Consider the following 12,423-nt stretch of genomic DNA (forward strand, 5'->3'; position numbering starts at 1 on the left):
GCCCCCGTTCCACCGGAACGGGGGCAGTCGCGCGTGGTGCGAGGCGGGATCTCAGCCCTTCGGCTGGGTGAAGCGGATGCGGTTGCCGAAGGGGTCGCGCAGTCCGCAGTCGGTCCCGTACGGGCGGTCGGTGGGTTCCTCGGTGAACTCGACGTCCCGGGCGAGCAGCGTCTCGTACGTCTTGCGGCAGTCGTCCGTGGTGAAGATGAGCCAGCCGCCCATAGCGCCCTTGGTCACCAGCTCGCGGACCTGCTGCGCCGTCTCCTCGGACATCGCCGGAGCACCCGGCTTCTCCAGCAGGATCTGGCGTTCCGGGTGGCCGGGGACGCTGACGGTCAGCCAGCGCATGATGCCCAGGTCGACGTCGGCGGCGACCTCCAGGCCGAGCTTGCCGACGTAGAAGTCGAGGGCCTCGTCCTGGTCGAGGACGTAAATCTGCGATTGCGTAATGGCGTTGAACATGTGCCTCACGCTACGGGGCGGGGCGGACGAAAACTTGTCCAAAACTGCTCAGTCGACGGACGGGGGCGGGCGGTGCGGACGGTCAGCGCGAACGGCCGGTGCGAACGCAGGATGCGGCGGGCCGGTGCGGACGTGCGGTGCGGTGGGCCGGTGCGGACGGTCAGCCGCTCGGCCGCGTCCACGCCATCGTGAAGCACGTCGGTACGCCCGTGGCCGCCGCTTCCCTCCGGTACGTCCTCGGCGTCCGGCCGACGATGCCGCGGAAGGTGCGGCTGAAGGTCCCCGGGCTGCCGAAGCCGACTTCGAAGCAGATGTCCGTCACGCTGCGCTCCGTCTCGCGCAGCAGGAACATCGCACGCTCGACGCGGCGGCGTTGCAGGTAGCGGTGCGGCGTCTCGCCGAACGTGGCCCGGAAGGTGCGCGTGAAGTGCGCCGGGGACACATGGGCGATCCGGGCCAGGGCCGGGACGTCCAGCGGCTGGGCGTAGGCGCGGTCCATCGCGTCCCGGGCCCGGAGCATGCGACGGTTGGTCTCTTCTGCGGCGCGGCTCACGTCGCCATCACATCATTCGGCATGTTCACATCCACACAGGGAATGTAGCGTCGCGATCATGGAACAGCTGACTGGAACCACCACTGACCAGGCGCCGGCCGATCCGGCCGTCACCGATGACCTGCTGGCCACTCAGCCCGTCGGTTACTGGAGCGGCCTGGCCCATGCGGCCGTCACCCGGCATCTGCGCGACGCCATGGCCAAGGTCGACGTCACACAGCCGCAGTATTGGGTGCTCAACCACGTGAACGGTGGGCTCGCGGCGCCGAGCCGCGAGGAGGTGGTCGCCCAGCTGTCGCCACTTGCGGACGGGCAGAACGAGATCGCCCGGGTCGTCGACCAGTTGCTCCACCGTGGCTGGCTCCACACCGACGCCGGGCAGCGCCTGCACCTCACTGACGCCGGGAATGCTGCCAGGGTGAGGCTGCGCGAGCTGGTGACCGAGTTGCGCACCGTGGTCCACAAGGGCATCAGCGACGAGGAATATGCGGCCGCACTCAAGGTGCTGCGCAGGATGATCGCCAACGTCGAGGGCGACGAGCAATCCTAGCGTCGCGCTCTGGCGGCTGTTGTCCAGCAGGCGATCCTGTCAGCAGAAAGTGCCTCTGACCAGCGAGAACGCAGATTGGCTGGGCCTTGTTTCCGCCCCTGTCGGAGGCACTTTCCAGGTGAAGAGGCGTATCGGGCCCTATCCGCCTGTCGGTATCGAGAGCCGCGGCTGAACGCCGGTGCGGCAGGAGCGGGCCGTGTGGACAGTGGCGGCCGCGAGATAGAAGGCGTCAGGGCGGCCGAGGATCCCCGTATGTGCGTCCCTGTCCATGAGGCACTCCAGCGTTGCGCGGTCCTCCGGGTCCAGCCGGTCGCCGAGCCGGTCGCGCAGCCGGCTCAGACGCGTGTGCAGATATTCCCGCGCCGACATCCCGAGAGGAGACGGGAGATCGGTGAAGAAGCTGCGTGTCCCGCTGGGGATGAGCCCGGCTCGGGCAAGCATGGTCGGCCAGTCCTCCACCGTCTGGGCCGATCCGGGCAGTCGGTCGCGCATCTCGGCGAAGGCGTCCTCGGCGGCGGCGTCCAGGCGGGCCTGTAGGCCCGGACGCCCCATGCCGATGTCGCGAGGCAGGAAACGCGGGGGCAGTCCGCTTTCGGCGACGGCGAGGAGTCCGCCGTGCCGCAAGGAGGCGGCCAGGGAGTGCAATGCCGCTTCCTGGTCCCCGATATGGCGGACGCCATGGCGGCTCCAGATCAGATCCGCGGAACCCAGCGAGTCGAACTCGCCCGGGTGCTCCATCAGTTGCGTGTGGACGCGGTCCGCCATTCCCTGCGCCTCCGCGCGCGAACGGACCCGTTCCAGGATGTCGGGCGACCGGTCGGCAGCAATGATCTCCGCGTCCGGGAAGGCGTGCGCCAACAGGCAGGTGACCACCCCCGGCCCGCTGCCGATGTCCAGGATCCGGTGGATGGGAGTATGTCCGCCGCCGTTGGTCCGCAACAGATCCCGCAACCAGTCCATGGTCTGGGTGAGGGCGGGGGCGTGCAGCCTGGCTTCGCGTTCCCGGTGCGGGCCCGAGGCGTCCCACTCGATGTCCTGATGGTGAGGTGAGTTCATGAGTCCTCCAGTTCCAGAAACACGAAGGGCGGGCACCCCGACTCGGCCCGGCCCCGCGGCGTCGAGCGCGTGGTGCCCGCCGGAGCTCAGCGAAGGAAGGGGGCGAGGGTGCGCTCCAGGAGGGGCTTCGGGGCGGCGCCCGTCCATGCCTTTGCGAGGGCGCCGTCGGCGTAGACCATGAAAGCGGGGATCGAGGAGACTCCGTGCCGGTCAGCCAGTCCGGGCTCCTCGTCGACGTTGACCTTGACGACGTCCAGGACGCCCGCGTGCTCGGTGGCCAGCTCCTCGATGAGGGGAGTGACCCTGATGCACGGCCCGCACCACGGGGCCCAGAACTGGACCAGGACGGGCCGCTTCGCCTGCAGTACGCGGGCGGGAAACGTCTGCTCGGTGACACTGTCCACAGGACCGTTGGACCTTGCTGCCATGGTGGGACTCTCCTTGTCGGTGTGTTCGTGGATGCGCGCGGCCCCGGCGGGCCCGGACGGCAGGTGCCGGGAGGCGACCGGGGGTCAGTCGGACCGGGTGACCTGCGGGGCCGGCCGCGGGAAGTGCTGGGGCGCCTGCGGCGAGAGGCTGCCGCATCGCCCTCCCGCATCCACCACCGCAACCCGGCGACGGGCCCTCCCCGGAACGAGCGCAGCGCTCGGGCCGGCCGCTCCGGCGCCGATGACCACCACGTCGTAGACCTCGTCGGCGGCCGGTACCACGCCGCCGTTCTGCGTGTTCGTCGTCGCTTCCATCACGGCGATCACCTCCAGCCCCCAACGTGCTCCGGCTTTGCGCCGGGGGCAACTTCCGTTGCCATTTCCGGGACGGCCCGGGTCGCATGGGGCTCATGCGGAAGCTCGCCCCCCGGCAAGGCCGTTCGGCCCGGCATGCCGCACAACCGGAACGCCCGTGCCGTACGCCCCCTCGCCGACGTCGATGTCCCCGCCGCTGTCGAGACCCCGACAGGGCCCTTCGCCTGCATGTGCCGAGGTCGGCCCCTCGCGCCGACCCGCTCCCGGAGCTGTCACCCCTCCCGCACATCGAGGCCGCGCCGCCACTGCCACGGGAGGGCTTGGTGAATCGACTTGATCGTTCGAGAATTTTCGCACTATTATCGTGCGGGAATAGTCGCACGATTCAAGGTGGTCCTGATGGCGCCGTCACGGGTGTACGAGCATCCTGAGGCTGATGAGATCGCGATCCCGCGGGTGCTGTTCGCGTTGAGCGAGCCGCTGCGGTTGTCGATGGTGCGGATGCTCGCGGAGCGCGGTGAGGTGGACAGCATCGAGCTGGGTCCGGACCTGCCACGGTCGACGCTCACCCATCACACCGGCCTCCTGCGCGAATCCGGGGTGGTGTTCGTCCGAGCCGAAGGGCGCAAGTGCATGATCCGGCTGCGCCGCGATGACCTGGAGGCGCGGTTCCCGGGTCTGATCAACACGGTCCTTGACGGGTATCAGGAAGCTGCTCCTGCAAAGGAGGACGCGTGATCCGCCGCGTCTGGCCGCTTGCCGCGGCCGCGATCGCGCTGGGTGTCGATGCCTATGTTCTCGCTGCGGTGCTGCCCTCGATCGCTGATTCGCTCGCCACGACGGTCGCGGCGGTCGGCCTGGGCGTGACAGCCTTCACCGCGGCCTACGCTCTGGCGGGGCCGTTGCTGTCGGGAATGCTGATCCGTGGGAGTACCGCCAAAGCGCTGCTGATCGCGCTGGGTGTGTTCAATCTCGGCAACCTCATCACCGTGGTTTCGCCGGGGGCCGAGGTGTTTCTCGCCTCGCGGGTGATCGCGGGCGCGGGCGCCGGCGTGCTCACCGCGGTGGCAACCGCAGCCGCCGCTGCGATGGTCGCCGACCATGAACGGGGTCGCGCCATGGCCATGGTGACCTTCGGGCTGTCCACCGGAACAGTCGCTGGAGTGCCGGTCGGAATGGTCGTCCGCAACCAGCTGAACTGGCGATGGACGATGGGCCTGGTCGTCGCCGTCGGCCTCCTCAGCATGGGCGCTCTGGCTGTCAAGGCGCGCACGATCCCGTCACTGCCCGCTTCGCGTGGTCCTGCTTTCGCGGCGCTGCGGTCGTCGAAGACTCTCGTCGGGGTCGCTGCTGCGTTTCTCCTCGGCGTGGCCAGTCTCGGGCTCTACACCTACCTGCTGCCCATGGCCGAGGCCCGAGGGCTCCAGGACTGGGGATTCGCACTGGTGTGGGCCTGGGGCATCGGCGGTGTCACCGGCTCAGCCCTGGTCGGCAGGCATCTGGACGCGTCCGGGCCCCGCACTCTGCTCATCGCTCTGCCCGCAGTGCTCATGGGGAGCTTCGCGGCCTTCTGGGTCTCCACCGCGCCGGTGGTGTGGCTCGTCGCAGCGGCGTTGTGGGGTGCGGCAGGATGGGCGAGCGTCCCAACCCTGCAGCAAGCCCTGACCGGAGACCGACCCGGGCAGGCGGTGCCGATCGTCGCGTTCCAGATGGCCGCCATGTATCTCGGTTCCGCCGCGGGGGCCGCTGCAGGCAGCAGTCTGCTCGCCAACAGCGCCGATCCGGGCGGCCTGTCCGCATGGGCGCTGGTGCCCGTAGCTCTGGCGTTGCTGCTCACCGGGTGGCTCAGCGTCGTGGTGCTCCGTGTTCCTACTCGGCGCCGCATCACTCACCTCGCGTGCGACGCCGCCGACCAGGCTCGCTCCGGCCGCTGATCGCGGTCGCACGCGCCGTGCTCGCCGTGCTCGCCGTGCTCGCCGTGCTCGTCCATGGGGCGCCGCGACGTGTGAACGCACCTCCAGGGCGCGCACGTCGGCGCCCTGGAGGAAGCATGCTCCGGGGCGCGGCCCCGGCAGTCTGCCGGCGCGGCCGGCGCGCCCGAACCGGCCACCGGCCGCCCGTGAACGCCCCCCGCCCGCGAGAACCGGAGCGGACTCAGGCCCCCACGCTCACCGTGAACCGCCGCGGGTTGCCGTCGTTCGCGGCGCCCGAGACGTCGGGCTGACCGTCCGGGCGTACGTCGTCGTACGGGAACGCGTAGCCGATCGGGGTGTGGGCGTGGACCACCCGTGACCAGTGGTTGGTCACGGTGCCCTGGTAATAATCCGCGGCCGAGGTGCCGTTCGGCTGGTCGGGGTGGGTGAGCATGAGGGAGCGGTTGAAGCCGGCCGCGAGCCGGGCGAGCAGGGCCTTCTTGTCGTCGGGGTCCGCCGGATTGTTGGCGAACGGGCCGTGGTTGCAGGTGAAGACGTCCTTGGAGGCCGGCTTGGTGAAGGTGTGCCCGCCGTCGAACGTCAGGAGGTCGCCGCCGACCCGTCCGGTGCGCACCCCGCGGCCGCCCTGTAGATCGATCCGCAGATCGGTGGAGCGGTATTTCTCCCAGACCTGGTCGACGTAGGCCGTGAACACGTCGCGGAACGGCATCTCGTCGGGCCGGTCGAAGAACGGCGCCATCAGGTTCTGCGGCGAGATCACGCGCAGCACGCCGCCGTCCGTGCCACGGATCACCAGCTTGTCCCACGGCTGGCCGTCGGAGGCGGCCTGGGCGGTGAGGTCGTCGGCGATCCGCTGGACCGCACCGTCCGGGAGCGGTGCCACCGTGTGCGTGGTGTCGCCCTCCAGGGTCAGGCCGATCGGCAGCGCGGTGACGAGGTCGACGTAGCTGATGTTCGCGTACAGCTGCTGCGGGTTGAAGGTGAACTCGCAGAACGACCAGGTCCGCCCGTAGTTGGCGTCCGTGGATGTCGCGAACGCCGGTTCGACCAGGGCGGGGCCGGGGTTGAGGTAGAAGGTGAGGGTGTCGTCGCGTACGAAGTAGACCCGGGCGCCGTACATCTGCGGCAGGGACAGGACCACCGGAGCGGCGCCCGCCGCGTTCAGCGGGATCACGCAGTCGACCGGCAGCGGCGTCTGCGGTGCGGAGGGGGATTCGGGGTGGTAGACGCTGCCGTCGGCCCGCAGCAGCACCCAGCGGTCGGTGCCCTGCTCGTGGCCGGTGACATAGGCGTTGACCCTGCCGGGCAACGAACGGTTCTCCAGGGCGAGTTCGCAGGTCGCGGGGGCGGCCGACGCGCTCGGGCCCAGTGCGCTGCCCCAGAGCGGGTAGGTGAGGGCGGTCGCGGAGGCGGTGGCCGCGCGGGTCAGGAACATTCTGCGGGAAAACACGAGAGGACTCCCGAGGTGTGTGGGGGCGCGGACGGGACGGTCGTGGGGGAGCGGGGTCCGGGAGGCGTCCGCGGGTGTGCACCACTGTCGCGGTGGTCGATGAGAGCGTCAAGACTTGTGACTGAGAGCGCTCTCAAGGAAGTGGTTTCTTCGCAACTCGACGGCGCTGAACCGCTGTTGGCGGTCAGCGCGGGACCAAGCGGTGCGACCGGCCGTCAAAGGGGCGTGACCCAGATACGCCGGAAACCCGCCACGGGATGATCTTGGAGTCTTGAGGGTCTGCTACCTGCCGGAGTTGCGGGCCGGGCGGGGGCGCGGGATGCCGTCGGCGTCCTGGAGAACGACGAAGTCGGCGTGGGCCGCCTCGACGGCCTCGGGGTACACCTCTCTCTTCTCGTGCTCGGCGAGCGCGCGGTAGATGCTTGCGACGCTGGGGGCCTGTCCCTTGCGCTTGCCGGTCGGGATGATCAGGTCGGGCTGGATCTGCTCGACCGACTCGCCGTTCGCCCTGCGCCGGAGCACGGTGTGCAGCATGTCCTCGGTGATGACGGGCGGCCGGCCGCCGTGCTTGCCTTTGCGGGCGGCTGCGTTGAGTCCTTCGAGGGTCGACTCGCGGATGTTCTCCCGCTCGGTCTCCGCCATCGCCGCGAAGAACGCGAACAGCAGGCGGCCGGGCCCGCTGGGGTCGTACATCCCGGGCAGGGGCCCAGCGAGCATCTCCAGGACCAGGCCGTGGGCGGTGAGGTGGTCGGCGAGCGCGGTGAGTTCGGCGGCGTCGCGGCCCAGACGCTTCATCTCGTACACGGTGAAGATGACGCGGCAGTGCGGGGCGTGGGCCTTGATCTGGCGGGCCAGCGCGAGCGAGGCCTCGAACTGCGGGCGGACGCGTACGCGGGTGCTGATCTTCTCGGAGAACACCTTGTCGCGCGGGATGCCGTGCTTGGCGAGCGCGTCGAGCTGGGACTGGAGTTCCTGGGTGAGTGTCGAGCACCTCGCGTACCCGATGCGGATGTCGGCGGTCGGGGTGTCGGGCGCGAGGGCGAGCGGGACGGGGGTGCCGGGCCGCCACGGTCGGCCGGGCCCGCGGTCGGCGGGGGTGGGTACGCGCAGGAGCTTGGCGAGTCGGGGCACCTTGGTGATGCGGCCGGTGTGGTAGGTGCCAGCGACCGCGCCAGAGCGCGAGCGGCACGGTGAGCCGGGGTCGGCCTTGCGGCGGGGGCAGGGGTGGCGCTCAACGTCGTCGGCGTCGCTCGGGGAAGCCCCTTGAGGGACCGTCATGACCGTGGATGCTGTCACAAACGGTTCTCAGAATTACCCCGAGCCCACCTTTGAGTGAGAACGAGTTCTGCGAACCCACCCGGCGCTTCGCGATCTCCGCGCCATCCTTTTTGATCTTGCTCGGGCAAAGGACCGTTTGCGAGAGGCGCGCAATGGAGTCGCCGCTCCCGGTCTACCCACGTCCCAGCCGGACGCTCTTACTTCAGATCGGCGAGGAGGCCGTCCAGGGCCTTCTTGAGGGCTGCGGTGTTGGCCGCATCGAACCAGGTGGTGCGGATGCGCTCGTTGTTCCCTTCGGGTGTCTCGTGGTCGGCGGCGAGTTGGCGTAGAGGGCGGGTCTCGTCGCTCAGGGAGCGGCCTACGTTCTGGAAGAGGCCGCGCACATACTGGTCCGCGGCGTCGGGGGCGATGCCATGGTCGGTGGCCCACGAGGTGAGCGTGGTGAGGTAGGCGTAGTGGACGGTGAGCGTCCCGGTCAGTGCGGAGAAGACGTTGAAGGCGCCCTCGTCCGCGACGGGGAGCGCTCCGCCCAGCTGTTCAAAAAGAGAGTCCACCACCGGGTGCGAGGGGCAGGTCACGGTGACGGAGCGGCGCTCGCGTATGGCGGGCAGCGGGATGGCGTGGACGATCGGGGCGCCGGTGGCGAGGGTTCGGCGCAGGTCGTCGGTGGCGACGCCGGCCATCAGGTTGACCACGGTCTTGTCGTCGTCCACCTTCAGCCCGGCGAGTGCCTCGTGGTGGTCCTGGCGGCGCACGGCGATGATCACCACCTCGGAGCGGTCCAGCACCCCCTGGTTGTCGGCGCACACATGGACACCCTCGTAACGCTCGGACAGTTCGGCGGCGGTGCGGGCCCCCCGGGGAGAGAGGAAGACGTCTGGCGACGTACCGCCCCCGTTGCGCAGGCCCTCGACGATGGCCCGGCCGATCTCGCCCACTCCGATGATGCCGATGCGCTGCACTGTGTCTTCCTCCATGGTGCGCGGTAGTCGTGACTTGTGTTGGTGCGGGTCTGTGCGGTCGCGATGGTTTCCGTCGGCTCCTCACGTGCGGAGTCGAACGGAACCGACGTCACGTCAGTCGGGGTCTTCTCCACAGCAATGTGACCGCGACGATGCCCGCCAGGCAGGGAATCATCCCGGCCCAGCCCAGCTCCGGCGGCAGGCCGGTCGCGCCGGAGGTGTCCTTGGTCAGCAGCCCGGCCAGCCCGACGCTGGTGCCGAGCATGAACATCACAGTCGCGGCGGGGCGGGCCCACCACTTGCCTGCTTTGACAGCCCAGGCTGTTGCGAGCCAGGCGAGGACGCCGAGCGCTCCGATGACGGACAACACGACCAGGTAGGTGGTGGCGGCCGAGTCGACCCGCGCCTGGGGGTACGTGGGATAGCCGGCGCGGATGTGGTCGGCCAGCAGATGGGTGGTGCTGTGGTCGACGTACGGGGCGATCGTCACGAGGACAGTGAGCGCCAGGCCTGCGTACATCGCTCCGAGCGCCCCTCGTGCACAGAGTGGCTTCTTCATCAGGGTGCTTCTCTCTTCTTGGCCGATCAGGGCGATGCCGTGGTCGCTGCATTGGGTCCCCTGGGCCCCGGTGTCGGGGACGGCGGCTGCGATGCCGCCGAGGTCGGTCGCGGTCAGGCGCAGGTCGAGGGCAACCAAGTTGTCGCGCAGGTGCGGGCGGCGGGAACTGCCAGGGACCGGCCGTCAAGACCTGTGGAACGGATGAGTTCGCCTATTGGTTCTGTTGGTCCGCGTCGAGTAGTTCGGTGAGGCGGCGAACCGCGAAGGAGACCAGCGGCTGCACCGGGATCAGTCGACATGGGGCGTCGCCGACCATTGCCTCCTCGATGCCGGCCTGCTCCTCGAATTCGCGGCCGATGGCGGGGAAGTACCTCCCGTTGTCGTTGCCTACGTCGAGCGTCTCGACCCACACCCGCTCTCCGTCGAGGTCCCGTGGGAAGCGACGGACCTTCAGGCGTGGGTTGGGTGTGAGTGTTTCGGCGTAGTGCAGGAAGGTGTTGCGGTCGTGGCCGACCCCCACGAGGAGGATGTGGCCCTCGAGGTCGTTCAGACGGCCGAACGGCGACGTGGGGCCGACCGCGAATCCGAGCGTCTGACGGCGAACGATATCGGCTGCCTGAGCGCCGATGGCGGCGACGGACGCCTGCGGATGCGAGCTACGCACGCTCTCGGGCAAGGAACGCAGGTGTTCGGGGACGGCGCCCATGCCGGTGGATGGCAGGTCGGGATGAAAGGTGGGTACGGCCGCGCGCCGTTCGATCACCGCGGCATCGGGGATACCGACGCGATCGGGGTCGGGATCGGTGACCTGCCAGGTGAAGGTGGGAGCGACGAGCGTTCCGGTCGGGCCGAGTACGGTGCGCAGGCTGCCGATCACGGTGGCGGCTCCGCCGTCGACGCGGCCGATGCTGGACAGAGACGAGTGCACGATCACGGACATGCCTTCTTGGACCCCGACCTTGCGCCAGCCCTCCACCAGGTCGGTGTTGGTCAGCCCGTCGGTTCGCGGCTCGGTCATTCGCATGCTTGAGGATCTCCGTCTTCAGGGTGGTGGGGTGCATCGCTCCTCCGTCACCTGGCCAGCGCCGTGCGGAGGAACGCGAGGATCTCCGCCCGGGCAGCCCCGGCCTGTGGTTCCACGCCGGGCATGGCGAGGAACGCGTGCCTCGCGCCCGGGTATTCGGAAAGCCGCACGGGCGTCCCGGCCGCGTGGAGCCGCTCGGCGTAGCGGCGGCCGTGGTCGGCGACCGCGTCCTGGGTGGGCACCACCACGAGCGCGGGGGCGAGTCCGCTCAGGTTGTCGGCGTACAGGGGCGAAAGTGTGCCGGCATCGGTTCCCGGCGGGACGGCGAGCCGCTGGAAGAGCCGCAGTTGCGGCAGGGCGTGGGTCGGGCTGTATGCGTACTCGACCATCGACGGGTAGTCGTACATCGTCTCGGTCACGTCGATGGCGGGGTTGACCAGCACCTGCGCTTTGAGCTCCAGGCCGGTCTTCCGGGCCCGGATGGCCGTCAGGGCGCTGATCAGGGCGCCGCAGCTCTCGCCGAAGACGGCCGTGCGCGCTGGGTCGACGCCCCACTGCGCCACGTGCTGCAGCACGTGCTGCAGCACGTCCCAGGCGTCGTCGGCGGCGTTCGCGAGCGAGCTGTCCGGGGCGAGGAGGCGGTGCTCGACCGAGACGACGAGCGCGGGCAGCACCGCGGCGAGGTGGCTGTTGGTCCAGTCGCACTGCACGGCCGTGCCCACGAAGCTGCCTCCATGGACATGGACCACGAGCGGCAGGTCGGTTCGGGCTGTGGTTTCGTCGTCTCCCGTCGAGGCCGGCCGGTAGACCCGGACTGGTAGGTCGCGGCCGGGCAGCGCGATCTGCTGCCAGTCGATCGCGGCGCCGGGGTCCGGTTCCCCGGTGATCGCCCGCATCGCGCTGGAGGCCCGGAAGCGGTTCTCCGCGTTGCGGTAGGCGAGCAGTTCCTCGGCCGTTATCGCCGAGAAGTCCGGCTCCGGCGGCCGCTCCGTGTCAGTGACCTCACCCATATCTCCTCCTCCGTCAGATTTGTGGACCGACGATCTGAAACCTACGTCGTAGGTTTGCTTTCCCGTACGGTAATTTCTACGGCGTAGGTTTGCAAGGGAGGGAGTGGACATGGCCAGACGCACTCAGGGCACTTCAGCGGGACTCGACCGCGAGCGCATCGCCGCCGCCGCCGTAGCACTGGTCGACCGCGACGGCCTGGAGCGCTTCGGGGTACGACGACTCGCACAAGAGCTCGAGGTCGACCCGATGTCGATCTACCACCACATCAAGGGCAAGGCGGCACTGCTGGACGCGATGTCCGAGGCGGTGCTCGCCGAGGTGGCGGCCGCCGCGGACGATGACGCATCCCACCACTGGGAGGAAATCGCCCGCCGGACGGCGCACGGCTACCGCGAGATGGCCTACCGGCACCCCCAGGTGTTCCCGTTGCTGGTGACGCGCGCCCAGACCTCGCCGGTGGCCGTCTCCGCCCTGGAGGGACTGGTCACCGCGATGCGTGAGGCCGGCCTGCCCGACCAGATGGTCGCGGACGCGCCCATGGTGCTGTTCAGCTTCCTCAACGGCCACCTGCTGGCACGCACCAGCGACGGGCCTATCGCTGTGCCCGCGTTCGACGCCCCCGCGTACCCGGCGATGGCCGCGCTCAGCCCGCTCATGGCCGACTTCGGATCCCTGACGGAGTTCGACCGGATGCTCGACACCGTGCTCGCCGGGATCAAGGACCGGGCCGCCCCCTAGGACCCTGCCGGTGTCCGACGCGGGCGCGCAGGTTGTGTGGCAGGCGGTACCAAGGAGTCCGGTCCCGCTTGGCCGCATAACGGTGTTGTCAGCCCTCGTCGTT

The 12,423-nt window shown here is 69.6% G+C and carries 15 protein-coding genes; 4 read left to right on the forward strand and 11 right to left on the reverse strand.

The window, feature by feature from the left end:
• Positions 1–51: 51 nt before the first annotated feature.
• Together ACFVT1_RS29430 and ACFVT1_RS29435 are read right to left on the reverse strand one after the other, a co-directional pair.
• Entirely contained in the window at positions 52–462 is a 411-nt protein-coding gene (locus ACFVT1_RS29430) for a VOC family protein (protein ID WP_389800753.1), read from the reverse strand.
• 160 nt (positions 463–622) lie between these two features.
• Positions 623–1,015, reverse strand: a complete 393-nt coding sequence (locus ACFVT1_RS29435; RefSeq protein ID WP_389800755.1) for a helix-turn-helix domain-containing protein — start codon at positions 1,013–1,015, stop codon at positions 623–625.
• A gap of 58 nt (positions 1,016–1,073) precedes the next feature.
• On the opposite strand from ACFVT1_RS29435, the gene ACFVT1_RS29440 reads away from it, so the two are divergent.
• Entirely contained in the window at positions 1,074–1,565 is a 492-nt protein-coding gene (locus tag ACFVT1_RS29440) for a MarR family winged helix-turn-helix transcriptional regulator (RefSeq protein ID WP_389800757.1), read from the forward strand.
• A gap of 138 nt (positions 1,566–1,703) precedes the next feature.
• On the opposite strand, the gene ACFVT1_RS29445 is transcribed toward ACFVT1_RS29440, so the two are convergent.
• The 3 genes from ACFVT1_RS29445 to ACFVT1_RS29455 form a co-directional block, all read right to left on the reverse strand.
• Complete coding sequence (locus ACFVT1_RS29445; protein ID WP_389800759.1) at positions 1,704–2,621, reverse strand: class I SAM-dependent methyltransferase; 918 nt, start codon at positions 2,619–2,621, stop codon at positions 1,704–1,706.
• An 86-nt stretch (positions 2,622–2,707) separates the two neighbouring features.
• Positions 2,708–3,049 carry a thioredoxin family protein gene (locus ACFVT1_RS29450; protein WP_389800761.1) on the reverse strand — a complete coding sequence of 114 codons (342 nt, stop codon included), beginning with the start codon at positions 3,047–3,049 and terminating at the stop codon, positions 2,708–2,710.
• An 84-nt stretch (positions 3,050–3,133) separates the two neighbouring features.
• Positions 3,134–3,364, reverse strand: coding sequence for an FAD-dependent oxidoreductase (locus ACFVT1_RS29455; RefSeq protein WP_389800763.1), 231 nt, complete (start codon positions 3,362–3,364; stop codon positions 3,134–3,136).
• Between the two features lie 399 nt (positions 3,365–3,763).
• On the opposite strand from ACFVT1_RS29455, the gene ACFVT1_RS29460 reads away from it, so the two are divergent.
• Both ACFVT1_RS29460 and ACFVT1_RS29465 read left to right on the forward strand, forming a co-directional pair.
• Positions 3,764–4,102 (forward strand): ArsR/SmtB family transcription factor, encoded by a 339-nt coding sequence (locus ACFVT1_RS29460; protein ID WP_389800765.1) that lies wholly within the window; start codon positions 3,764–3,766, stop codon positions 4,100–4,102.
• Positions 4,099–5,298, forward strand: a complete 1,200-nt coding sequence (locus tag ACFVT1_RS29465) for an MFS transporter (protein WP_389800767.1) — start codon at positions 4,099–4,101, stop codon at positions 5,296–5,298. Before ACFVT1_RS29460 ends, ACFVT1_RS29465 begins: the two co-directional genes overlap by 4 nt.
• 220 nt (positions 5,299–5,518) lie before the next feature.
• On the opposite strand, the gene ACFVT1_RS29470 is transcribed toward ACFVT1_RS29465, so the two are convergent.
• The 6 genes from ACFVT1_RS29470 to ACFVT1_RS29495 all read right to left on the reverse strand — a co-directional run bounded on the left by ACFVT1_RS29470 (position 5,519) and on the right by ACFVT1_RS29495 (position 11,581).
• Positions 5,519–6,733, reverse strand: coding sequence for a glycoside hydrolase family 64 protein (locus ACFVT1_RS29470; protein WP_389800878.1), 1,215 nt, complete (start codon positions 6,731–6,733; stop codon positions 5,519–5,521).
• A gap of 297 nt (positions 6,734–7,030) precedes the next feature.
• Positions 7,031–8,026, reverse strand: coding sequence for a recombinase family protein (locus tag ACFVT1_RS29475; RefSeq protein WP_389800769.1), 996 nt, complete (start codon positions 8,024–8,026; stop codon positions 7,031–7,033).
• 197 nt (positions 8,027–8,223) lie between these two features.
• Positions 8,224–9,003 (reverse strand): NAD(P)-binding domain-containing protein, encoded by a 780-nt coding sequence (locus ACFVT1_RS29480; RefSeq protein ID WP_389800771.1) that lies wholly within the window; start codon positions 9,001–9,003, stop codon positions 8,224–8,226.
• Positions 9,004–9,097: 94 nt separating this feature from the next.
• Positions 9,098–9,685 carry a hypothetical protein gene (locus ACFVT1_RS29485; protein ID WP_389800773.1) on the reverse strand — a complete coding sequence of 196 codons (588 nt, stop codon included), beginning with the start codon at positions 9,683–9,685 and terminating at the stop codon, positions 9,098–9,100.
• Positions 9,686–9,758: 73 nt separating this feature from the next.
• Positions 9,759–10,571, reverse strand: coding sequence for an aminoglycoside N(3)-acetyltransferase (locus ACFVT1_RS29490; RefSeq protein ID WP_389800775.1), 813 nt, complete (start codon positions 10,569–10,571; stop codon positions 9,759–9,761).
• A gap of 47 nt (positions 10,572–10,618) precedes the next feature.
• The gene (locus ACFVT1_RS29495; protein ID WP_389800777.1) at positions 10,619–11,581 is read right to left on the reverse strand and encodes an alpha/beta hydrolase; all 963 of its coding nucleotides are present in this window, start codon (positions 11,579–11,581) and stop codon (positions 10,619–10,621) included.
• 109 nt (positions 11,582–11,690) lie between these two features.
• Here ACFVT1_RS29495 and ACFVT1_RS29500 point away from each other — a divergent pair, with 109 nt between their 5' ends.
• Positions 11,691–12,320, forward strand: coding sequence for a TetR/AcrR family transcriptional regulator (locus tag ACFVT1_RS29500; RefSeq protein ID WP_389800779.1), 630 nt, complete (start codon positions 11,691–11,693; stop codon positions 12,318–12,320).
• Positions 12,321–12,423 lie beyond the last annotated feature (103 nt).

It is taken from the genome of Streptomyces sp. NPDC057963 (genome assembly GCF_042887155.1).
Classification (GTDB): Bacteria; Actinomycetota; Actinomycetes; order Streptomycetales; family Streptomycetaceae; genus Streptomyces.